This is a genomic window from Nonomuraea guangzhouensis (genome assembly GCF_019396345.1).
GTDB lineage: Bacteria > Actinomycetota > Actinomycetes > Streptosporangiales > Streptosporangiaceae > Nonomuraea > Nonomuraea guangzhouensis.
This window is the reverse complement of the sequence record NZ_JAHKRM010000026.1, coordinates 59,520-82,432: the sequence shown is the minus strand read 5'-3', so window position 1 is coordinate 82,432 and position 22,913 is coordinate 59,520. Positions and strand designations below refer to the sequence as shown.

Genomic DNA, 22,913 nt, shown 5'->3' with positions numbered 1-22,913 from the left:
GGAACAGGTTCTACGATGAAGCCGGTCAGAGCGGGATGTTACCGCGCCGCCCCCTCATCGGTCTCGCCTCGGACAGAGCTTCGTTCTATTGTGGTAGCCCGTCGACCCCCCGGGAGCCGCGAGCATGCGCGCCGATCTGGCCAGATCCATCCGGCTCTTCCGCGCGTTCCGGTCCGAGCAGACCACGCCGAGCGCCTACTACGCCACACTGGCCGCCGACACCACCGCGCAACTCCGGCACTACGTCCCGCTGGCCGACAAGACCGTGCTCGACGTGGGGGGCGGGCCGGGCTACTTCGCCGACGCCTTCAGGCGTGACGGCGCCCGCTGCCTGTGCGTGGACGTCGACGCCGGTGAGCTGGCCGGGCAGGGCACGCCCGGCGGCGGTGTGCTCGGCAGCGCGCTGGACCTGCCGCTCGCCGACGACTCCTTCGACGTGTGCTTCTCGTCCAACGTGCTGGAACACGTTCCAGACCCGTGGCGCATGGCGGCCGAGATGACGCGCGTCACGCGGCCCGGCGGCCTGATCTTCCTCGCGTACACGAACTGGCTCTCCCCGTGGGGCGGTCACGAGACCTCGCCCTGGCACTACCTGGGAGGTGACCGGGCCGCCCGGAAATATGAGGACAAGCACGGCAAGCCGCCCAAGAACCGTTTTGGCGAGAGCCTCTATCCGGTGTCGGTGGCCGACGGGCTGCGCTGGGCGCGGACCCGTACCGACGCCGACCTGGTCGACGTGCTGCCCCGCTACCTGCCCTGGTGGTGGCGGCCGATGCTGAAGGTGCCGATCGTCAGGGAGTTCGCGACGTGGAACCTGGTCCTCGTGCTCAGGAAACGCCCATGAGTGCCGTACGAACTCCTGCGAAGGACCCGCTGACGGGCAGGGACGCCGCGCTGGACGGCATCCGCGCGCTGGCCGCGCTCGGCGTCTGGGTGCTGCACGTCGGTGGCAACACCGGGATCATCTACCGCGAGGGCATGTTCGCCTGGATGACCACCCGGCTGGGCATCGCCGTGCCCATCTTCTTCCTGCTGTCGGGCCTGCTGCTCTACCGCCCGTGGGCCCGCGCGGTCATCGAGGACACGCCACGTCCGAGGCCGGGGCGCTACCTCTGGCGCCGGGTGGTCCGCGTCCTGCCCGCCTACTGGCTGGTCACGGCGCTGGCCCTGTGGGCGTGGAGTTCGCTCGACTGGACCGGCTGGGCCAAGTGGCTGTTGCTGCTGCAGAACTACACCGAGCAGAACCGCGCCCCCGACGGCCTCTACCAGATGTGGACGATGCCGATCGAGATGGCGTTCTACCTGCTGCTGCCGGTGCTCGCCTGGGCCCTGCACGGCTGGGCGCGCGGCGGCAACCGGCCGGTCAGGCTGCTCGCGGGCATCGCCGTGCTGCCGGTGGTCTCGCTGACCAGCGTGGTCGTCTCGCACGGCTACGACCAGCCGCAGCTGGCGCTCTGGCTGCCGCATCACCTGATCTACTTCGCCGCCGGCATGGCCATGGCCGTGCTGTCGGTGTGGATCAAGGAGAGCAAGGTGGTCGACGCGCTGGCGCCGCAGCTCCTGGTGCTGGCGCTGCTGCTGTACGCGGTGCTGAGCACCGAACTGGCCGGCCCGCGTACGCTCACGCTGCCCACGCTGTCGCAGTCGCTCTGGCGGATGATCCTGGAGACGTCGGTGGCCGTCCTGGTGATCGCGCCGTTCGCGCTCGCCGCAAGGCACGACTCGCTGCGGCACCGCGTGCTGGGCAACCCGGTCACGGCCTACCTGGGCCGTATCTCGTACAGCTTCTTCCTGTGGCACGCGCCGGTGATCACCCTCTACTACAAGATCACCGGCGACCAGCCGTTCACCGGCGACTTCGTGAAGGTCGCGATCCTGACGTTCATCGCCTCACTCCTGATCAGCGCCGCCAGCTATCACCTCGTCGAGGAGAACGCGCTCAGGCTAGCCGGGCGTCGGCCAGCGGCTGCTCCGCCTTCGTCGGCTCCGGCTCGGGAGCCGGTGGCTCCTGCTCAGTGACGAGCTGCCCGAAGAGCACGCCCATGGCCGCGCAGGCCACGAGCTGCGGCACCTGATCCATCAACGGCCCGACGTCCACTCCGCGGTCCCGCAGCGCCATGGCCGCCGCCAGCGCCACCGTAGCCGCGCCGAACAGCCAGCCCGCTCCCCAGTGCACGACCGCCGGCCGCCGGGCCCGCAGCTGCAGCACCGCCACGACTGCGGCCAGGACCGCGAGCATGCCCGGCCAGTCCGCCACCCAGCCGCCGAAGGCCAGCCCCAGCACGATCACGTACGGGACCCGCCAGCGGGACAGCCGCGACTCACCGGCGAAGGCGGTCGCCCTGACGTGTTCGGGACGCGGCCCGCGCAGCACCAGGGCGAGCAGGGTGAGCAGGGCGATCCCGGCCAGCCCCACGGCGAGCGCTAGCCAGTAGGGCCGGTCGGGCACGTACTCCATGCGGACGGTCCCCGACGTGCCGGCGGGCAGCTCCCACGCCTGCTTCCAGCCGTCGATCCGGACCGGCCGCAGCTCCTTGCCGTCGAGCTCGGCGCGCCAGCCCGCGTTGTAGTTCTCGTTGACGACGAGGAAGGCGTCCTTCGGCGCGGTCACCTTCGCCTCGCGCGCCGACGACGTCCACGAGCCCGCGACCGCCGCGCCCTCCACGGCCGGCGGCTCGGCGGGGAGCGCGCCGATCACCAGGTTCTCCACCGCGAACGGGTCCCAGCCGGCGGCCCTGACCCGGTTGTCGCCGGTCGTGAGGGCGGCCTTCGAGCAGCCGGTGAACCTCACCGGCCGCTGTTCGAGCAGGTCGGCGAAGGTGCCGGTCACCTTGGTCGCCACGGTCACACCGTTGACCTGCAGATTCGGTCCCTGTCCGCAGGCCAGCCGGAACGGCACGCCCTCCGGCCTGCCGGCCGGCTGGACGCCGGGGATCACCAGCTCGGTGACCTGCAGCCGCCTGGAGGCGGCATAGAAGCGCAGCTTGAGCCGGGTCGTGGCGAGCGCCTTGAAGCTCAGGTAGCCGTTGGCGTCCACCCGGCCGCTGCGCACGACGCCCTTGTCGCCGGTCAGGACCACGTCGAGCGGCTGCTTGTCGCCGCCGGGGCGGGCGATCTGGATCCGGGAGAGCACGCGCCTGGCCTTCCAGCCGAGCGTGAGCGTGGGCTCGGGGTCGCCGGCGGCCGGGAGCCAGGTGGTGGCCGCGTCGGCGTCGAACGCCGACCTCGGCGCGGAGACCGCGTCCTTGCTCGCCTGCGACGAGCCGGTCACCGTGGTCAGTCCATCGCCGAACCGGGTGAAGCGGTCGACGAGCTTCGCGTCCCGCAGGACGGCGGAGCCGCGTACTGCGGCCTTCTGTCCCTGCTTAACGGTAAAAGTCCGGTCGAATCCGGCGCCTTCCTCGCCCGGCCTGGCCAGCAGCGGGTTGCAGATCCAGCGGCTCTGGTTCCGCATGCACCAGGGGCGGGAGTCGAGCCCCCGGTCCATCACGAAGGCGTCGCCGCCCTCGCCGGGCAGCCGGATCGTCCGCCCGGGCAGGACGCCGGGGATGGTGAGCTCGGTGATGCCCACCCGCTGCACGAAGCTCCAGTTGGCGTTGTACGTGGCCAGGATCCGGACGCGCAGCCAGCTCGTCGCGCCGGGCGGGACGCGCAGCTTCTGCGGGCTGTTGGTCCGCTGGACGTCCTGCTCGATCCGGCCGCCCTCGGTCTCCACGGCCACGCGCTTGACCGACTGCCCGAGCAGCACGTTGTTGGTGAACGTCGCCTGGAACGAGGGGATCACCCGCCGCCTGGGCAGGTCCACACGCAGCCACTCGCCCTGGGGCCGGTGCCAGCCGCCGCTCTCCCAGCCGGTCTCGTAGTCGCCGTCCATGGCGGCCCACGGGCTGCGCCCGGTGGCGCTGAGGCCGGGCACCGCGTCGGCGTCGGCCACCGAGGAGGAGGCGGTGATGCTGGAGATGCCGTCGTACTCGGCGGTGGCGGTGTCGCGCAGCCAGCCGTCTTCGAGCAGGTCGAGCGTCTTGACCCCGGAGAAGTCGTCGCGCCGGTCGGCCGTGAGCGTGGGCGTCCAGTTCGACCGGATCTCACCGAACTGCCGCTCACGCAGCCGCAGCGCGTCGCTCACCACGGCCGGCGTCTCGCGCTTGCCCGCGTCGTCGTTCACCAGCACGGGACTGTCGCCGAGCAGCCCGAGGTCGCCCATCGTGAGCAGGGAGTCCGGCCCACCGCGCACCTGTACGGCATCGCCCGCCGACTGCACGCTGAGCAGGTCGGAACTGCCCGACACCTCGTAGATCTCCAGCGCGGGGAACGGCCAGTCCACCGACTCGATCACGTCGTCGGTGACGGTGTCGCCGACCTCCCCGCCGAACGAGCGCACCTTCGTGATGCCCGGCGACTCGCGCAGCGCCTGGTAGATCCGGGACGGCCAGGCGCCCTGGAGATTCGCCCGCATCAGGTCGTTCCTGACGACCAGGTAGCGCACGCCCATCCTGCGCAGCACGTCGGTCAGCCCCGGCGAGCCGTACCCGGCCGTGAGCCGCTGGTCGATGGCGTCGAGCAGCCTGGTCAGGCCCACGGAGCCGGCGGCCGCGACCTGCCGGGTGGTCCAGCGGGCGGTGAACAGCGGCTGCATGGGGTCGTCCATCGGCCGGCCCCAGAGGTATTCGCCGAACTTGGCGCCGGGCACGACCAGCACGCCGTCGTCCCCGGCGTTCTCGTTCACCCAGGCCGCCGCCTGCCGCCAGTAGAGCGGCACCTCCTTGAAGTCGCCGGGGGCGCCCAGTCCCTGGTTGAAGACGGGCAGCACGAGCCCGGCCAGGGCCACCAGGGCCACCGAGCGCACCCGCAACCGGGCCCCGGCCAGCAGGTGCGCCAGCCCGAACGCCAGCGGCAGCCGGACCAGCGGGTCGAACTTCCGCAGGTTGCGCAGCGGCGCGAGCGGCCCGTCCAGCAGCCACCGTACGGGCTCGGCGACGACCGGCTCCAGCGCGCTCATGTGCCCGGCGACCAGCGCGGCCACGCCCACGACGAACAGCACGAGCAGGAAGCCCTTCGCGGGCAGGTCGCGCCGGGCCAGGCCGGCCAGGCCGAGCGCGGCCAGCAGGCCGGTGATCACGACCAGCACGGCCGAGGTGGCGATCGCGTAGCCGGCGGGCTGGTCGACGACGCCGCCGACGGTCAGGTAGCGCACCCAGTCGGAGGCGCCCCGCAGCACGTTCGTCAGCGACGTGACCTGCGTGGTCGTCGAGGCCGTCTCGGTGTAGGGCAGGAAGGAGAACGCGTAGCGGCCCACGAGCAGCAGCGGCAGCCACCAGAACAGGGTGGCCACGGCGACCGCGCCGCTCCACCAGCCGAGCATCCGCCAGCGGGGCACCGGGTTCGGCCGGGTCAGGATGTAGAGCACCGGGGCGATGAGGACGGCCAGCACCGCGACCGCGTTCACGCCGCCGCAGAGCGCTACGGCGAGCCCGGATCTGACCGCCGCCCTGGCCCGCTGGCCCGTCTCCGTGGCGGTGAGCAGCGGGATAAGGATCCACGGCAGCATCGCGGCGGGCAGCCACTCGATCGAGATCTCGCCGATGATCGACAGGGTGCGCGGCGCCAGCGCGTACGCCAGCGCGCCGGCGATCCGGGTGCCCGGCGTGCCGATGCCGAGCTGCCTGCCCAGCCGCTCCACGCCGAGGAACGCCACGCACAGCAGCACCGTCAGCCAGAGCCGCTGGGTCACCCAGGGCGCCAGGTGGGCCAGGTCGCCGAGCGCGAAGAACGGGCCCATCGGGAACAGGTAGCCGGCCACCTGGTTCTGCAGCTGGCCGAAGTGCTGGAGGTCCCAGAGGTGGGCGGCGCGCTCCAGCCAGCCGATCGGGTTGAGCGCCAGGTCGAGCTTGGTGTCGGAGATGACGTTGCCCGGCTTGGTGGTGAACGTCAGCACGGCGAAGCCCAGGCAGCACAGCGCCAGCCAGAGCCTGTGCCGGACCCGGTCGATCACGGCTCCTCCCAGCCAGGTCCCGCCGCCCGGCCACGCACCAGCGCGGCCAGCCGTTCCGCGCTCCGGTCCCAGCAAAACTTCCCCGCCCATTCCCGACATTTCGCGCTATAGGTGTCGTTTAGTTCGTCGAGGGCCACGGCGATGCCCTTGGCCAGGCCAGTGCTGCCGAGGCCCTCGGGGACCAGCCAGCCCGTCTCGCCGTGCCGTACCGCGTCTCTGAGCCCGTCCACGTCGAACGCGACGGTCGGCACGCCGAGCGCGGCGGCCTCCAGCACGCACAGCCCCCAGCCCTCGCCCTGCGAGGCGTTGACCTGGAGCCAGGCGGCGGCGATCAGCCGCTCCTTCTCCGCCTCGGGCAGGTAGCCGTGCATGGTGACGCCCTCCGGGAGCCGGGCGCGCAGCCGCGCCTCCTCCGGGCCCCGGCCGATCACGTCCACGGTGAGCTCCGGCCACTGCTTCCTGAGCTGGCTCACCGCGTCGAGCAGCAGGTCGACGCGCTTGTGCGCGACCAGCCTGCCGACGCAGACCAGCCGCGGCGTCCGGCTGCGGGGGAAGTCGCCGCTGGTGGAGACGTTCACCCCGTTGGGCACGATGTGGATGGGCCCGGTCCAGCCGAGCCGCTCGCGCATGGCGCTCACGGTCGAGGGCGACACGGCCACGCTCTCGTGCCCCTGGTACGTCCACCGCGACACCGGCCCCTCCAGGAACCGCCCGAACACCGCCAGCCACCGGGGCAGATGCACGTCGAACTGCCGGTCGTGCACATGGTGCACCACGCACATGATCTTGGTACGGCGAGACAGCACCAGCGGGGTGAAGAACGGGATGCCGTTCTGGCAGTCGAGCACCGCGTCGAACAGACCGCGGCGGAGCACCAGCCAGACCAGCACGAGGGGATAGACGGTGAACGGCCCGCCCATGCGAGCCAGCCGTACCCCCTCGATGGTCTCCTTCCGGCGCTGACCCGGCGCCCGCGCCGTGACGAAGCACACCTGGTCGCCGGCGCGTGCGAAGCGGCGGGCCATCTCCCAGGCATACGTCTCCGCGCCACCGGCGGCCGGGTGCCACGGATCACGCCAGTTGACGACGGCGACGTTCACGGAGATCCGACGGGGTCGAGCGGCTGCTCCCACCTCGGGCTGACGCCGGGGCTCGGGGCGGCGCGCAGCCTGAGCCAGATCCGGCCCAGCTCCAGCAGGATGCCGGCGCTGTGCCTGGCCGGGGAGAAGCGCGAGCCGGGCATGTCCCGCCAGTTGACGGGGATCTCCAGCACGGTCGAGCCGAGCGCGACACAGCGGGCCAGCAGCTCGACGTCGAAGGCGAAGCCGAAGGTACGCAGCCCGGCGACGGCCTCGCGGACGAGCGCGCCGTCGAAGAACTTGAAGCCGCACTGGGTGTCGCTCACCCCGCGTACCAGCACCCTGGCCAGCGCGCGGAAGCCGACGGCGCCCAGCTCGCGGACCCGGCTGTGCCGGTTCTCGACGTCGGAGAAGGCGTGCGCCCGCGAGCCCACGACCACGCGCTCACCGGAGAGCAGCAGCCCGAACGCGACGTCGATGGCGTTCAGGTCGGTGGCCATGTCGGCATCGCAGAAGCCCACGAAGGGGGCACGGGTGTCGAGCAACCCCGCACGGACGGCGGCACCCTTACCGGGAGTCGCGCACTCGACGAGCCGGACCGGAACCGGCCCCCGCGGCCAGGTCCTGACGATCTCGCCGGTGCTGTCCGTGCTGTTGTTGTCGACCACGATGACGGCGGTCGGGAACGGCATGCGGGCAAGCTTCGCGCACAGCTGCAGGAGCCCCCCAGGAAGTCGCCGCTCCTCGTTGAAGGCGGGAACGACGATCTCGAGCAGTGGTGGTCGGCTCGTCCTCTCGTCCCCAAGGGGGGAGGGCGGCATAACGGCTCGGACTACCGGTCGCCGTAGTTGTAGAGCGGCTTGTTGACGGGCGTCGCGGTGGCCCCGGTGAAGGAGACGGTGGTAACCGTCGCGACCAGCGCGGCGACGGCGACACCGATGATCGCTGCTAAGAGGATCTTGATCACGGGGGGTTCCTCCTCGAGCGGCAAATGAACGGGCCTCACAAACCTAGAACCAATTCTTGCTACTCGGAAGTAGCTCTACGAAATCTTAATAAATCCGCTGATCAACGGACTTGGTCTTATCAAAACCGTACAAATTATCCGTCGAGTCGGTACAGTCTCAAGTCATCTATGGCCACAAGCAGGCTCGCTCCGCTGAGCCAGCCCTCGAACCGCTGCCGCTCGGCCGGGGTGCCCGCGTCGATCACAACGTACCGGAAGCCCGCTGCGGCCAGGTCTGGCGAGGGTGCTTCTAGTACGCGTTCTACCTCGCGGGCCCTCGTGTCCTCGGCTCCGACGACCATGTTCCCGACGCGTACGGAGTCGCCTGCGACCACGTTCCGCCCCGGCACGGCGAAGTAGCGCTGCGCCGGGTCGAGCACCGCCCGGTCCCCGTTCCACGGGAACCTCCGGTAGGACTCGAACGGCAGCACCAGCACGTCCCCCGGCCGCGGATCCCGCCGGATCACCTCGCGGGCCTGGCTCCAGCTCTCCGGGTAGCTCACCGCCCGCAGCGCCCCCGCTCCGCCCCAGGCCATGGTCGGCAGCACGGCCAGGGGCACCAGCGCCATCAGCCCGGCCCACCGCCCAGCCTTCTCCGTCAGCACCTTCTCCGTCGGCGCCTTCTCCGTCAGCGCCTTCTCCGTCAGGGCGCCCAGCCCGAGCGCGGCCAGCAGGGCGAGTGGCGCGACGAACTGCTGCGCGTCCCTGAACACCGCGAACCCGCCCCACACCTCCACCAGCCACCTGAACGCCACGCGCCCCGGCTCGGTCACTCCCAGGCAGGCGATCCCGAACCCGATGGCCGCCGCCACCCCCAGCCCCCTCGGCCGGTCCTTCATCAGGACGAATCCCACGATCCCCGCCACGGCCAGCGCCAGCCGCGCCACCGAGCCCGCCGCCGTCTCGTACCCGGCCGGAACGGCATGGGCGTTCCAGATCCCGCCCAGCGACAGCAGGCTGCCCACCGCCCCGAACGGCCCGTCCGCCCTGGCCGCGAACGCGTCCACGCCCACCGGATCCCCGCTCAGCCCACCCGGCCGCAGGAGCGCGAGCAGCAGCCACGGCAGGCTGACGGCCAGCAGCACCACTCCCACCCGGACACCGCGCCGGCCCGCAACAGGCAGCGCCGTGAGGGCGGTGACGGTCATGGCCGCGAAGCCCCCGACGGCGGCGGGCAGCACGGCGGGCAGCAGCCCGCGCCCCGCGCGGACCGCGCGCACCACCCACGGCAGGCCCGCGTACCCCAGCAGCAGCGCCCACTGCCCCATCAGCAGCCGCTCGGCCACGTACGGGTTCCACACGTAGTACGCCCCGGCCACCAACCGGGCCCCGAGGAAGCCCGCGGGCACGAGCAGCGCGGCCCCCGAGCAGCCCAGCACGAAGATCCCCAGCAGGATCGCCTTCTGCACCAGCTCGGCCGGGAACACGGAGGCCAGCGCGGTGACCACGGCGTCACTGGGCACCACCCGCGGCGCCCCGCCGGCCAGCCCGAACGTGAACCGCGAGAAGGCCGGGTCCGGCACGAAGACCATGTCCTGCACGAGGACGAAACCCCAGCCCAGAGCGGGTCCGAGGGCGAGGCAGCCGAGGGCGAGACCGAGCACGGCCGACAGCGGTCCTGCTCGGGTCGTGTGCGGCATCCCGCTATGACATCACAACCACACAACGACCATTCCGCATAAATCCCACCAATGGTTACGCTTCCGGCTGTGGGGGGCGGGGTGGCGACGAGGGAGACGACCGTGGGCGGCCGTCATTGGCTACGCGGCGGCGATACCGTGATGGCCGCCGCGCTGGTGATGATCGTCGTGCAGCTCGTGTGGAAGTTCGGCCTGGTCAGGCGTACGTACTTCCGCCAGGACGACTTCACCTTCATCGCCCGCGGCCTGGAGCACGACCTGACGTGGGACTACCTCATGCGGGTCGACTACGGCCACCTGGTGCCCGGCCCGTTCGCGATCCAGTGGGCGATGGGCCGGTTGGGCGTCTACAACGACGTCCTCGCGCACGTCGTGACGATCAGCCTGCTGGGCGCGGCGAGCCTGGCCCTGCTCCGGCTGCTGCGGCTGCTGTTCGGGGCGCGCCCGGCCATCCTGGTGCCGCTGGCGTTCTACCTGCTGACCCCGATGACGATCTCGTCGCTGTCGTGGTGGGCGGTGGTGATCGAGACGCTGCCGTTCCAGATCGCGCTGCCGATGGCGCTCAGCTCGCACGTCCTCTACACCAGGACGGGCCGGTTCAGGCACGCGCTGGCCGCGGCGGGCTGGACGGTGTTCGCGATGGCGTTCTTCGTCAAGGCGCCGTTCATCCTGGTGCTGGCCCTCGCGCTGAGCGTGGGCTGGCTCGGCTGGCGGGGGCAGTGGCGGGCCTGGCTGCTCTACGCGGGCGTGCTCGCCGTCTACGCGGGCGTGTTCTTCCGTCAGCTCCTGACCTCCGTGCAGCTCACCAACGACACGATCCAGCCGAGCCTGCCCGACGCGGGGCTGGCGGCGCGGTTCGCCTGGACGCTGCTGTCCAGCTCGCTGGTGCCGACGTCGCTGGGCGGACCCTGGCGGTGGCTGCCGATCGGCGAGGACTACGCGACCGCGGCGACGCCGCCCACGGCGGTCTGGGCCGGGCTCGGCGTCGCGGTGGTCGTGCTGGCGGTCTCCGTGTTCTTCAGGCGGCGGGCCTGGCTGGCGTGGCTGGTGCTGCTGGCCTACTTCACGCTCGCCGACGTGGTGCCCGTCATGATCGGCCGGATCCAGCAGCTCGGCCCGGACCTGAGCGGCGCCGAGCTCCGCTACGTCTCCTCCACGGCCACGGTCGTGGCGATCGCCATCGGGCTGGCGTTCATCCCGCTCGCCGGTGAGGAACGCCCCTGGCTGCGTGCCTGGCCGCGCCTGAGGTTCGCCTGGCTGCCGCTGACCGCCGCGTTCGCGCTCGGCTCGGTCTGGTCGGTCACCGCGTACACCCGCCTGCCGCTCGGCGCGCACGTCAAGAGCTACGTCGAGACCGGCAGGCTGGCGCTCAAGCGTGTCCCGGACAACGCGGTCGTGCTCGACACGCACGTGCCCGCCAAGGTCGTCTATCCGATCTTCTTCTACGACTACGCGCTGGCCTCGAAGGTGCTCGGCCCGATCGCGTCACACCCGGTGACCTGGACCAGGCGGCTCAGCGGCCCGATACGCAACCCGCTGATCTTCGACCAGGAGGGCCGGCTGCGCCCGGTGAGCATCGACGGCCTGACGATCCCGGCGCGGGCCACCGGCTGCACGCCGGTCGGCGCGCGCGAGGTCCGCTTCCCGCTGTCGGCGCGGCTGCCCGAGGGTGAGTGGACGGTCCAGGTCGGCTACCTCAACCAGGCCGCCACCCGGTTGTCGGTACGGCTCGGCACCGCAGAGGCCGACACCCCGGCGGAGAAGGGCTTCGGCTGGACGTTCGCCGCGGTCAAGGGCGGCGGGAGCGAGCTCGTCATCCGTACGCTGAACGGCCCGGCCGCCTGCCTGGGTGAGATCAAGATCGGCATCCCGAGACCGTGGAGCGACGGCACACCGAGCCCGCTCCAGCCGGTCAACCCGTCCTGAGACCCGATCCCCGTGGAGGGCCGGGCTCCTCCACGAGCCCGGCCCCCGCCGTCATTTACCCGGCTCAGGGTCCCTGGGCAGGCCGAGCATGCGCTCTCCGATGATGTTCAGCTGCACCTCGGTGGTGCCGCCGTAGATGGTCATCGCCCGGGTGGCGAGCACCGCGCGGTTCCAGTAGCCGGCGTCGCCGAGCGTCATGTCGGCGGCCACCACGGCCGCGGACCCCAGCAGGTCCACCGCGGACTCCGAGACGTGCTGGGCGTGCGCGGTGGACAGCAGCTTGCGTACCGAGGCGTCCGCGCCGGGCTCGCCCCCCGCCAGCTGCTTGAGCGTCACCCGCAGCGACAGCGCGTTGATGGAGTGTCCCTCGCAGATCACCTGCGCGACCTGGTACGCCTCGACCGGCGACAGCTCCCGCCCGAGCCGCCCCACCAGCCCGAGCAGGTCCGGCACGGACGCCCCGGTGCCGCCCGAGCCGGACGAGAGCGAGACCCGCTCGTTCGACAGCGTGTTGCGGGCGACCTTCCAGCCCTGTCCGACCTCGCCCACGACCAGGTCGTCGGGCACGAACACGTCGTCAAGGAAGACCTCGTTGAACAGGTTCTCGCCGGTCATCTCGGTCAGCGGCCGGACCGTGACCCCCGGCGCCTTCATGTCGACGAGGAAGTAGGTGATGCCCTCGTGCTTGGAGCCCTCGGAGGAGTTGCGGGCGATGCAGATGCCCCACTCGGCGACGTGCGCGACCGAGGTCCAGACCTTCTGGCCGTTGAGCTTCCAGCCCCCCTCGACCTGCTCCGCCTTCATCTGCAGCGAGGCCAGGTCGGACCCGGCCCCAGGCTCGGAGAAGAGCTGGCACCAGATCATCCCGCCGCTGAGCGTCTTGAGCAGGAAGCGTTCCTGCTGCTCGGGCGTACCGTACGAGACGATGGACGGCACCACCCAGGCACCGATGATCATCGCGGGCAGCTTCACCCGCGCGGCCTTGAGCTCCTGCGCGATCAGCACCTGCTCCAGCGGCTTGGCGCCGCGGCCCCACGGCTTCGGCAGGTGCGGCATGACCAGGCCGCCCGCGGCCAGCGCCCGCTTCTGCTCCTTGCCCTCCAGCTCCTTCAGCGCCGCGACCTCCGCGCGGATCGACTCGCGCAGCTCCTCGGCGTCCTCGGGGAGGTCGATCTCCATCTCGCGGGTAACGCCCTGCAGGGCGAGCGCGGTGACGGTGGCCGCCCACTCGGCCGACGAGCCGAGCACCGCGCGGAGCGTGAGCGCGCGGCGGTAGTAGAGGTGCACGTCGTGCTCATAGGTGTAGCCGATGCCGCCGAAGGTCTGGATCGCGTCCTTGGCACACTGTACGGCCGCATCGGGCGCCATCACCGCGGCGATCGCGGCGGCGTAGTCCAGCTCCTTGCCATCGGCGCGGGTGGCGTCCCAGACGGTGGCGCGCGCCTGCTCCAGCGCCACGAGCATGCGGGACAGCTTGTGCTTGATGCCCTGGAACTGGCCGATCGGGCGGCCGAACTGGACGCGGACCTTCGCGTAGTCGGCGGCGGCCGTCACGCACCAGGAGGCCAGGCCCGCGGCCTCGGCGCCGAGCAGGATCGCGGCGAGGTTGCGCACGTCGGTGCTCTGGACGCCGCCCAGGATGCCCAAGTCGGGCACCAGCACCTCCGACAGCTCCACCTTGGCCACCGGTCTGGTCAGGTCGAGGGACTTGATCTCCGTGACGGTGGCGGACGAGGCGTCGATGATGACCCATTCCTCACCCTCGGCCGTGGCGACCGGCAGCACCAGCGCGTCGGCCAGCGAGGCGCCGAGCACGGGCTCGGCCGTACCGGAGACGATCAGCCCGCCGTCCTCGGTGAGGGTCCCGGTCAGCGTGCCGGTCAGCGCGACCGCGGCGGTGAGCGAGCCGTCGGCGAACGACTCCAGGTGCTCGGGCCGCTTGGAGGCGTTGATCACCGCACTGGCCAGCACGGTCGGCACGTACGGCCCCGGTGTCATCCGCTCGGCCAGCGCCTCGACGGCGACCGCGGTCTCCAGCAGCCCGTAACCTGAGCCGCCGGCCCACTCGGGCAGGTGCAGGCCGAGCAGCCCCTGCTCGGCGAGTCCCTGCCAGAAGGCGGGACGCCCGTCCGAGCCGGATCGCAGCAGCTCGGCGGGGATGTTACGGTCCGCCCAGCCGCTCACCGACTCGTGGAGCGCCTCGTGTTCCTCGCTCAACCCGATCGCCATCGCACATCCTCCAGCCAGGCCCGATACATGCCAGAACCATATTCTAGAGCATGCTTCTGAACTAGAGGGTCCGTACGCCCTGCACGATCGTGTTCAGGTCACGGTAGTGCGACTTGCCGCTCTGGGGGATCGATGCGAACAGCATCGCCGGCTTGGTCTTCGCCACCTCGTGGATCGACACGATGGCCTGCGACGTCTTCTGCTTGCCGGAGACCGTGTAGGTGACCTTGTAGCCAAGCATCCAGCCCTTGCCCACCGGCACCTTCTGCGATCCGGTCCAGGCGAGCGTGGCACCGGCCGGATACTGCGTGCGCAGCGACCAGTTGACGGCCCTGACGGCGAGGTCGCGGTAGTCGGCGGTCTTGGCCGGCTTGGTCTTCGGGGTGGCGCCGGGGAGCATCGCCGAGGCGATGACCGTGTGCGGGACGGCCACCTTGCCGACGCGCTGGGCGATGGCGAACGGCGCGAACGACTTGGCCGTCCACGGCAGCCCCAGGCGCGGGTAGCTGATCCCGGTCGCCAGGTCGGAGATCGTGCCGATCGTGACGGTCGCCGTCCCGGCCTGCTGGGGGTAGGCGAGGTTCTTCGGCACCGCCGGAACCGCGGTCGCCGACGGTTTGGGCGAGCCGGAGGCCCCCGGCGCCGGCGAGATCGGGGCGACCTGTCGCGGGGTCCGCTGCGCGTCCTTCGGCACGTCGCCGGAGAAGATCACGAACACCAGCATGACGGCCAGCACGGTCACGATGATGGCGCCGATCAGGTAGACGACCTTGATCGGGACGTCGCCGATCCGGGCGAGCAGCCCACCCTTGAGCGGCGGGGGCGGCGGAGGCAGAGGCGGGAGCGGCGCTAACGGGTCCGGCGGGCGGGGAACCGTGACCGTCTCGTCCGTGGGCAGGACGATCTTCCTGAACGGGGTGGTGGGAGAGTCCGAGGATGGTATCTGGTCACCGACGTCCGCCATGGCTTTCAGGTTACGTCACGAAGCAGCGGGATAATTCCGCTATTCCCCGTGCAGAATCTAGTTCTGTATGGTCACGGGCATGAGGGGTTTCTACGAGATCGCCGCCGCCGACGCCGGACGTCCCGCCCTGCTGGGCCCGGACGGCGCGACCTACGGCGAGCTGCTCTCCCTCGCCAACCAGGCATCCCACGGCCTGGCCGCGCGCGGGGTGGCGCGGGGCGACTCGGTGGTGACCGTGCTCAGGAACGGGCTCGACGCCCTGACCATGATGCTCGCGACGTACCAGATCGGCGCCTACCACGTACCGGTCAACTGGCACTTCACCGACGAGGAGATCGCCTACATCGTGGCCGACTGCGGCGCGAAGGCGGTGCTCTCCCCCAGCGCGCTCACCGTCGGCGAACTGGTGGCCGATCAGCCGGACAGCGCGCCGGAGCACCGGCGGGCCGGGTCGATGATGCTCTACACCTCCGGCACCACGGGGCGGCCGAAGGGCGTGCGCAGGCGGCTGCTCGATCTGACGCCCGAGGGGCTGTATCCGATCCTCATGCGCAAGAGCTGGACGCACTTCCGGCTGCCGGCCGGGGGTGTGCACCTGGTGTGCTCGCAGCTCTACCACTCGGCGCCGTACGGGCAGGCGATGATGGCGTTGCAGCTCGGCCACTCGATCGTGGCGCCGGAGCGGTTCGACGCGGCCGAGACCCTGCGGCTGGTCGAGCGGCATCGGGTGACGAACGCGTTCATGGTGCCCACGATGTTCCACCGGCTGCTGGCGGTGCCGGACCGGGAGACGTACGACCTGTCGTCGCTCACGCACCTCTACCATGGCGCGGCGCCGTGCCCGCCCGCGACCAAGCAGGCCATGATCGACTGGCTCGGGCCCGTGCTGTGGGAGTACTACGGCTCCACCGAGGCGGCCGTGGCCACCATGGTGTCGTCGGCGGAGTGGCTGGCCCGGCCGGGCACGGTCGGCAGGGCGCTCGACGGCATGACGTTCACGATCGTCGGCGACGGCGGCGAGGAGGTCGCGCCCGGCGAACCGGGGCTGGTCTACATCGGCGGCGTCAACCGCTTCGAGTACCACGGCGACCCCGGCAAGACGGCGGCCGCCATGCGCGGGCCCGCCTACACGCCCGGTGACATCGGCTACCTGGACGACGAGGGCTACCTGTTCCTCCTCGACCGCAGGACCGACCTGATCATCTCGGGCGGCGTCAACATCTATCCCGCCGAGATCGAGGCGGTACTGCTCGAACACCCCTCCGTGGCCGACGTCGCGGTGATCGGCGTGCCCGACCCCGAGTGGGGCCAGCGGGTCGTCGCACTCGTCCAGCCCACCGCGGGAGCCGAGACCGGCGGGCTCACCGCCGAGCTCATGCGGCACTGCGCGCCGCGGCTCGCCAAGCTCAAGCACCCGCGGGTCATCGAGTTCCGCGACACGCTGCCGCGTACGCCCACGGGCAAGCTGAGCAGGCGAAACGTCCGCGAGGCATATCTTTCCCGGCTTTCCGGCTGAGCGGGGCAACGCCTCTGCATGAGCCTCGCCGAGCGGGGCACTAGCTCTGCATGAGCAAGGTCGCCGTGGGAATCACCGCCGCCATGCTGCTGGTCGCGTGCTCGGCTCCGGTGCCCACCGCCACTGTCACGACCCCGTCGGCGACGCCCACCCCCTCGCCCACCGTCCAGGTGTCCGGGCCGCCGCTGGAGCAGTCCTACGAGGGCGTCATCCAGCGGGTGCTGCCGTCGATCGTGCAGATCACCACCAAGACGGGGCTCGGCTCGGGCGTCGTGTACGACTCGGCGGGCCACATCCTCACCAACGCGCACGTCGTGGGGGACGCCACCCGGATGGACGTGCGACTGGCCACCGGCAGCGCCTCGCGCAAGGCCCGGCTCGTCAAGAGCTTCAGCGGCGGTGACCTGGCGATCATCAAGGTGGACGACACGAAGGGGCTGACACCGGCCAGCTTCGGCGACTCGTCGAAGCTGCGGGTCGGGCAGTTCGTCCTCGCCATGGGCAACCCGCTGGGGCTGTCGGGCAGCGTCACCGACGGCATCATCTCGGCGCTGGGCCGTACCGTGAGCGAGCCGCAGGAACCCGACTCGCCGGGCGCGACGATCAGCGGCGCGATCCAGACGTCGGCGGCGATCAACCCCGGCAACAGCGGTGGCGGCCTGGTCGACATGTCCGGGCAGGTCATCGGCATCCCGACGCTCGCGGCGACGGACCCGGACCTCGGCGGCGGGGCCGCGCCGGGCATCGGGTTCGCGATCTCGAGCAACACCGCGACGGACATCGCCGCGCAGATCGTCCGCCACGGCAAGGTCATCAACAGCCACCGGGCCGCGCTCGGCATCAGGGGCAGCACGATCATCACCGACAACGGCCAGCCGGCCGGGGTCGCCGTGGCCAAGGTCGACAAGGGCGGCGCGGCCGAGAAGGCCGGGATCCAGACCGGGGACGTGATCATCGCCATCAACGGCAAGGACACGGCGACGCTGCCCATACTCGCCGAGGCGCTGTCCGCGCTCATACCGGGGCAGCAGGCCAAGGTGAAGATCGTCAAGGAGGACGACTCGACCAAGACGGTCACCGTCACTCTGGGCACGCTGCAGGGCGATTGACCTTCGCTATTCTTTTGTCTCTTTCCTCGGGAGGCGAAACGGATGGCTCATCTCGATTGCACGCCCGAGGATCTGGCGAAGGTCAGGTTCGGCCTGTCGCCGATGAGCCAGGTCGTCGGCGCGCTCAACGTGCTGAGCGGCCAGAGCGTACCGCCCGGCCTGCCCATCTGGACGGCCCGCGTGCGCGACCGATACGAGCGGCTGCTGGCGGGCAGCCCGGTGCTGCGGGCCCTGATCCGGCTGCATCGGGTGACCGACTACGCGCCCGACTTCTACTGTGTGCCACCCGAGAGCGTGGACGTCACCTTCGAGCGGGAGCTGGCCGCGGTCCGGGGTACGCCGGCCGGCCGGGTCGCCGCTGACCTGCGGCTCAGCTATCGGGGCCGGCCGGTCGATCCGGCGCTGGACGTTCCCGACGCTCCTGTGCGGGTCGCCGGCGCGCTCGAAGCGTTCTGGAACGAGTTGCTCGCCCCTGACTGGCCCCGGCTGCGCGCCCTGCTGGAGCGCGACATCGTACGGCGGGCGGGCCGGCTCGCGGTGTACGGCTGGACAGAGGTGTTCAGTCACCTCGGCATCGACATGGCGTTGAAGGAGGAGCGCATCCTGCTCGGCAAGGTCGGCGGGGCCTCACACCGGCTCGGTGGCGTGGGCGTGGCGCTGATGCCGAACGCGTTCGGCGCCACGTACGTCTACCTCGATCCGCCGCGCGCGTACGGCCTGACCTATCCCGCGCACGGGGTCGCCGCGCTCTGGGAGCGGGACTCGCCCACCGCCGACGGCCTGGTCGCGCTGCTCGGGCGGGGCCGGGCGGCCGTGCTGGCCGCGCTCGACAGCCCGGCCAGCACCAGCCAGCTCGTCGCCCAGCTCTCGATGACGCTCGGGGGCGTGGGCGGCCATCTGGCCGTGCTGCGTAGGGCGGGCCTGGTCTCGCGTACGCGCAGCGGCCGGTCGGTGCTCTACAGCCGAACCCCGATGGGCGACGGGCTGGCCGAGCTCACTGCTTGACCTTGACCCGGAAATCATTGCTTGACGGTGAAGACCAGCTCCACCCGGCGGTTCTTCGCCCGGTTAGCGGCGACGGGCTTGCCGTCGACGATGTTGGGCACCTTCGGGCGGCTCTCGCCGTACCCCTTCGCCTGGAGGTCCGCGTCGCCGCCGGTCAGCAGGCCGCGCATGGCCCGCTGTACGGCCTGCGCCCGGCGCTGGGACAGCGTGACGTTGTAGGCGTCGGTGCCCTGGTCGTCGGTGTGCCCCTCGACCTTCACGACACCCCCGGCGCCCTCCGCGTCGATCTTGCGCGCCACCTCCTGGAGCCGCTTTCTCGCCTCGGCGGTGAGCACCCACTTGTCCACCGCGAACAGCACATCACTGGTGAGCGCCACCGTGACCTGCTTGCCGAGCTTGGTCTCGCTCTCGGTGCCGTCGAGCGACTCGACCTCGCCGATGATGTCCTCGACGGGGAGCACCAGGTCTTCCACCGGGCCGGTGGCGTCGGCGGGCGGAGCCGGGGTCGGGGACAGGACGCTCGGGGACAGGACGCTCGGGGACAGGACGAGGGCCAGCGCGACGCTAAGAGATCGGAACATCGGTGAACACGCCCATCATCGGCATCTCAACATTGATCTTCGTGACGTCCGGCGGCGGGGCGGCGAAGACCGCGTAGAGCGTGGAGGCGTCGCCGGGCTCCAGGAACTGCCCCTGGGTGCCCGAGCAGACGCACTTGGCGTCCTCGCCGGTGCCGTTGCGGGCGACGCGGTAGCGCTTGGCGTTGACCGGGTCGATCAGGGAGACGGCCGACACCGTGAAGTCGAGCGTGCCGCTGCCCATGCCGTTGTGCAGGTTGACCTTGCCGTCGGTGGCGGTGACGGTCCAGTTGAGGCTGATCGTCCTGCCCTGCCGCTTGAGCGCGGTGATGTCGACGCGGGCCTTGCCGTACTGACCGCCCGACCCGACCTTGGCCTCCCGGCTGGCGATCGCCTTGGTCTCTTGCTGTTCGGGGGATGCTTTGGGCTCGGTGGGCCGTACGGTCGTCGGCGCGGCCTCGCTGGTCTGGCCCGTCTGTTCCTCGCCGCTGCCGCCCTGCTGGCCAGGGAGCATCCCGCAGCCGGTCAACGCGACGGCCGCGACGGCCAGCGCGATCGTCTTCCGCATGTTCTGATCACCTTTGCCGGTAGGGGTGGAACTTGTGGGCCGACGGTAGCCGGGCGACCTTCAGTATCCGCATAGTCCTGCGGACCGCGACTAAATTCCGCAGGTCGTGGCTGAATCCGCAGATCACGGACCCGCAGGTCGCGACTGAATCCGCAGGCCGCGGCGTCTGCGCAGCTCTTGCGACAGAAGCTCGACCTCGGCGCTCCGGGGCTCACCGAAGCTGTCAGACTCTCCCATAACACGCGCAAGCCCATCAACAGCAGCATCAATCTCATCAAGGTCGAGGTGCGCTTTTATCCGGATAATCAGGGCTTTTGCCGCGTTTCTCCGGTCGCCGTGAGCCGTGAACGTCGCCTCGGCCTCCCCGGCCAGCCTGGCCGCCCCCTCAGGATCGCCCTCGGCGGCTGCGATGTCGGCCAGCACGAGCAGACCCGCCGCCTCCGGCAGCCGGTCACCGAGGCGCCGGTTGATCCTTATCCGCCGCTCGGCGCAGTCGCGCGCCCGGGCGTAGCGGTGGGCGCCGAGGTGCAACCTGGCCAGGTCGAGCAGGGCTTCCGCCTCTCCGCGCGGGTCGCCCAGGTCGCCGTACGCGTCCAGGCTCCGTTCGACGGGCCCCACATCGCCGCGTACGACGCCCAGCGCCCGGAGCGCGTCGGCCGTGCCACGCCGATCACCGGCCTCCTCGAACACCTGGAGGCACCTGGCCAGCGCGCGTTCCGCCTCGGCCGGCCGCCGCTCGACCAGACCGAGCCGCAGCATGATCCGGGCCAGCTCCAGCCCCTCGACCAGCGGCTGAGCGGCCCTCAGCGCGGCCGCGGCGGACTCGGGACGGCCTTCCGCCCGATGGAGATCGGCCAGTCCGCGCAACAGCAGCGCCTCACCCTCCCGATGCCCCGCCGCCCGCGCCGAGTCGAGGCCGGTGGCGGCGGTGACGTGCCAGTCGTCGTGATGCGCGCCCAGCTCGAACAGCGGAGTCAGATAGAAGGCCAACCGCCAGGCCGCCTCGTGCAGCCCGGCCCGATGGAAGTCCCCTACGGTCGCCACGAGGAACCGTCGCTCGGCACTCAACCACCGAGCGTCCGCCCGCAACCGCCCCGTCTCCAGCGCCCACCCACCCGTCCACCCCAGACTCGGCCCTCCCGCCCATCCGAGGCTCTGTTCACCCGCCCACACCGAACCGGATTCCGCTGTGCGGGCCAGGGTGCGGCCTGAGCCGGGTTCGGCGGGAAGCAGGGCCGTCCTCGCCTGCCTGGTCCGGTCGAGGATCTCGGCCGCGATCTCGGCCAGCACCGCTGCCGGGCCTCCGTCCTCGGTGGCCAGGCGTTCGGCGGCGTACAGGCGGGTCAGGTCGTGCCAGCCGTACCGCTCGCCGCCCGCCTCGTCCAGGCCGCGCGACTGGAGCAGGCCCGCCTCGGCCAGCGGCTCCAGATCAGCGCCGAGCGCCCAGGACGCGAAGTCGGGCGCGGACAGGGCGCCCAGCCTGCGCAGCAGCCGCCGCTCGGAGTCGGTCAGCCCCTGGTAACCGAGCGCCAGGCTGCCACGAACGGCCAGGTCGCCCGCGCTCAACTCGTCCAGTCGTCGCCGCTCGTCACCCAGCCGTCCGGCCAGGTGTTCGAGGGTCCAGCCCGGTTTCCGCGCCAGACGGGATCCGGCGATGCGCAGGGCCAGGGGCAGACCGCCACAGAGCCGTACGATGCGCTCGGCGGCCGCCGGCTCGGCGGCGACCCGTTCACGGCCCACCACCTCGGCGAGCATGGCCACGGCCTCGCCGGGTTCGAAGACACCCAGCTCGTACGCCCTGGCCGCCTCCAACCCCGCGAGCGGGGAACGGCTGGTCACCAGCGTCAGGCTGCCCGGACCGGTGGGGAGCAGTGGGCGTACCTGGGCCTCGTCCGTGGCGTCGTCGAGCACTACGAGGAGGCTGCTTCGGGCCGTCATGCCGCGATAAAGGCGTACACGCTCGTCCAAGGCGGCGGGCACAGCTCCGTCGGGGCAGCCCAGAGATCGGAGCAGGTCTTCCAGCACGGCGCCGGGCTGCCGGTCGCGCAGCGACGCGTAGAGGCGGCCGCCGGGGAGGTCGATCGTGGTGGCGGCGCGCACGGCGACGGCGGACTTGCCGCATCCCGGGGGGCCGTGCACGACCAGGTGTACGGGGGCGGTCCCCTGCTCGGGCACTCCGGCGGCGATCCAGTCGAGGACGGCCACCCGCCCCGTGAAATCCGAAATATCCGGCGGCGCCTCATTTATGGTCCCACTCTGTAGCCCCTCGACTGTCGACCTATGGTGCGGTCCTTCGCCGGTCGGCGTGTTCAGCGGCCCCTCGCCGACGACAGCGCTCTGGGGCTCATGGGCCGTACTCCACGGCCCCTCGCCCGCGCTCGCGTTCCGCGGACCGTCGCCGGCGGGCGCCCTCTGCGGCCCCGTACCTGCGGTTGAGCTCCGCGGCCCGGTCCCTGCACCTGCGTTCTGCGGCCCTGTACCTGCGGCTGCGTTCTGCGGTTCCTCGCTCGACAGCACTCGCCGGTGCGCCTCGGTCAGTTCGGCGCCCGGTTCCAAGCCGAGCTCATCCACCAGCACACGGCGGGCCTCCTGGTACGCCGTCAGTGCCTCCGCTCGCCGTCCGGCCTGGCGCAGCGCGTCGAGCAGCAGCGCCCACGCGCGTTCCCGCAGCGGGTACGCCCCGACGAGCGCCCGCAGCTCGCCGACCACCTCGCCGCCTCTGCCCAGTAGCAGGTCCAGCTCCACACGTTCTTCGAGCGCGGTCAGGCGGAGCTCTTCCAGGGGTACGGCCCGCGTCCTGCGTAGGTAAGAGGACTCGATATCGGCCAGGGCGTCCCCTCGCCACAGCGCCAGCGCCGCCCGGAACCCCTCGACGGCCGCCTCCGCCCGGCCCGCCTCCCTGGCCCGCCGCGCCTCGCCGACGAGCCGCTCGAACCGGTGGCAGTCGACCTCATCCGTCTCGACCTCGATCAGGTAACCGCCGGGCATGGTGGTGATGCCGTCGACGATCTTGCGCAGGGCGCTGATGTACACCCTGAGCACCGACTCCGCGGAGGCCGGCGGCCGGTCGTCCCACACCACGGCCATCAGCCGCTCAATCGGCACCACCCTCCCGGCGGAGACCAGCAACGCGGCCAACACCGCCCGATGCTTCGCCGGCCCCGGCTGCAGCTGCGGCTGCGGCTGCGGCCCAGACGGTGCCCCAGGCTGAGGGCCGTTCTCGACCCGGAGCGGCCCCAGGACCCGGAACCGGATAGGACCGTGTCCCTCCTTGTCGGGCGGCGCCGGGAATTTCGGCATT

Annotated in this window: 16 protein-coding genes; 6 read left to right on the top strand and 10 right to left on the bottom strand. The window is 71.4% G+C overall.

The window, feature by feature from the left end; all coding sequences use genetic code 11:
- Positions 1-124 precede the first annotated feature (124 nt).
- Positions 125-844, top strand: coding sequence for a class I SAM-dependent methyltransferase (locus KME78_RS43290; RefSeq protein ID WP_219535420.1), 720 nt, complete (start codon positions 125-127; stop codon positions 842-844).
- A complete protein-coding gene (locus tag KME78_RS43285) occupies positions 841-2,019 on the top strand; it encodes an acyltransferase family protein (RefSeq protein ID WP_219535418.1) in 1,179 nt (392 codons plus the stop codon). Before KME78_RS43290 ends, KME78_RS43285 begins: the two co-directional genes overlap by 4 nt.
- On the opposite strand, the gene KME78_RS43280 is transcribed toward KME78_RS43285, so the two are convergent.
- The 5 genes from KME78_RS43280 to KME78_RS43265 all read right to left on the bottom strand — a co-directional run bounded on the left by KME78_RS43280 (position 1,940) and on the right by KME78_RS43265 (position 9,717).
- Positions 1,940-5,992, bottom strand: a complete 4,053-nt coding sequence (locus tag KME78_RS43280) for an alpha-(1->3)-arabinofuranosyltransferase domain-containing protein (RefSeq protein ID WP_219535416.1) — start codon at positions 5,990-5,992, stop codon at positions 1,940-1,942. The two genes, KME78_RS43285 and KME78_RS43280, sit on opposite strands and share 80 nt — an antisense overlap.
- The gene (locus KME78_RS43275) at positions 5,989-7,092 is read right to left on the bottom strand and encodes a glycosyltransferase family 4 protein (protein ID WP_219535414.1); all 1,104 of its coding nucleotides are present in this window, start codon (positions 7,090-7,092) and stop codon (positions 5,989-5,991) included. Before KME78_RS43275 ends, KME78_RS43280 begins: the two co-directional genes overlap by 4 nt.
- Complete coding sequence (locus KME78_RS43270; protein ID WP_219535412.1) at positions 7,089-7,892, bottom strand: glycosyltransferase; 804 nt, start codon at positions 7,890-7,892, stop codon at positions 7,089-7,091. Before KME78_RS43270 ends, KME78_RS43275 begins: the two co-directional genes overlap by 4 nt.
- Positions 7,893-7,903: 11 nt before the next feature.
- A complete protein-coding gene (locus KME78_RS66645; RefSeq protein WP_281429040.1) occupies positions 7,904-8,038 on the bottom strand; it encodes a hypothetical protein in 135 nt (44 codons plus the stop codon).
- Between the two features lie 134 nt (positions 8,039-8,172).
- Positions 8,173-9,717 carry an MmpA family trehalose lipid delivery protein gene (locus KME78_RS43265; RefSeq protein WP_219535410.1) on the bottom strand — a complete coding sequence of 515 codons (1,545 nt, stop codon included), beginning with the start codon at positions 9,715-9,717 and terminating at the stop codon, positions 8,173-8,175.
- A 102-nt stretch (positions 9,718-9,819) separates the two neighbouring features.
- Here KME78_RS43265 and KME78_RS43260 point away from each other — a divergent pair, with 102 nt between their 5' ends.
- Complete coding sequence (locus KME78_RS43260; RefSeq protein WP_219535408.1) at positions 9,820-11,643, top strand: hypothetical protein; 1,824 nt, start codon at positions 9,820-9,822, stop codon at positions 11,641-11,643.
- Positions 11,644-11,694: 51 nt separating this feature from the next.
- On the opposite strand, the gene KME78_RS43255 is transcribed toward KME78_RS43260, so the two are convergent.
- Entirely contained in the window at positions 11,695-13,872 is a 2,178-nt protein-coding gene (locus KME78_RS43255; protein WP_219535406.1) for an acyl-CoA dehydrogenase family protein, read from the bottom strand.
- Positions 13,873-13,933: 61 nt separating this feature from the next.
- Positions 13,934-14,836, bottom strand: coding sequence for a hypothetical protein (locus KME78_RS43250; RefSeq protein ID WP_219535404.1), 903 nt, complete (start codon positions 14,834-14,836; stop codon positions 13,934-13,936).
- Positions 14,837-14,915: 79 nt separating this feature from the next.
- Between KME78_RS43250 and KME78_RS43245 the strand changes: the two genes are divergently transcribed.
- The 3 genes from KME78_RS43245 to KME78_RS43235 are packed head-to-tail and all read left to right on the top strand — an operon-like array spanning position 14,916 to position 18,466.
- Positions 14,916-16,352, top strand: coding sequence for an AMP-binding protein (locus tag KME78_RS43245; protein WP_219535402.1), 1,437 nt, complete (start codon positions 14,916-14,918; stop codon positions 16,350-16,352).
- A 50-nt stretch (positions 16,353-16,402) separates the two neighbouring features.
- A complete protein-coding gene (locus KME78_RS43240) occupies positions 16,403-17,461 on the top strand; it encodes a S1C family serine protease (protein ID WP_219535400.1) in 1,059 nt (352 codons plus the stop codon).
- A gap of 42 nt (positions 17,462-17,503) precedes the next feature.
- On the top strand, positions 17,504-18,466 hold the full coding sequence (locus KME78_RS43235; RefSeq protein WP_219535398.1) for an ArsR/SmtB family transcription factor: 963 nt from the start codon (positions 17,504-17,506) through the stop codon (positions 18,464-18,466).
- A gap of 14 nt (positions 18,467-18,480) precedes the next feature.
- On the opposite strand, the gene KME78_RS43230 is transcribed toward KME78_RS43235, so the two are convergent.
- The 3 genes from KME78_RS43230 to KME78_RS43220 all read right to left on the bottom strand — a co-directional run bounded on the left by KME78_RS43230 (position 18,481) and on the right by KME78_RS43220 (position 22,912).
- Complete coding sequence (locus KME78_RS43230) at positions 18,481-19,047, bottom strand: OmpA family protein (protein ID WP_219535396.1); 567 nt, start codon at positions 19,045-19,047, stop codon at positions 18,481-18,483.
- Positions 19,031-19,612, bottom strand: a complete 582-nt coding sequence (locus KME78_RS43225) for a hypothetical protein (RefSeq protein WP_219535394.1) — start codon at positions 19,610-19,612, stop codon at positions 19,031-19,033. Before KME78_RS43225 ends, KME78_RS43230 begins: the two co-directional genes overlap by 17 nt.
- Before the next feature lie 123 nt (positions 19,613-19,735).
- Entirely contained in the window at positions 19,736-22,912 is a 3,177-nt protein-coding gene (locus tag KME78_RS43220; protein ID WP_219535393.1) for an AfsR/SARP family transcriptional regulator, read from the bottom strand.
- Position 22,913 lies beyond the last annotated feature (1 nt).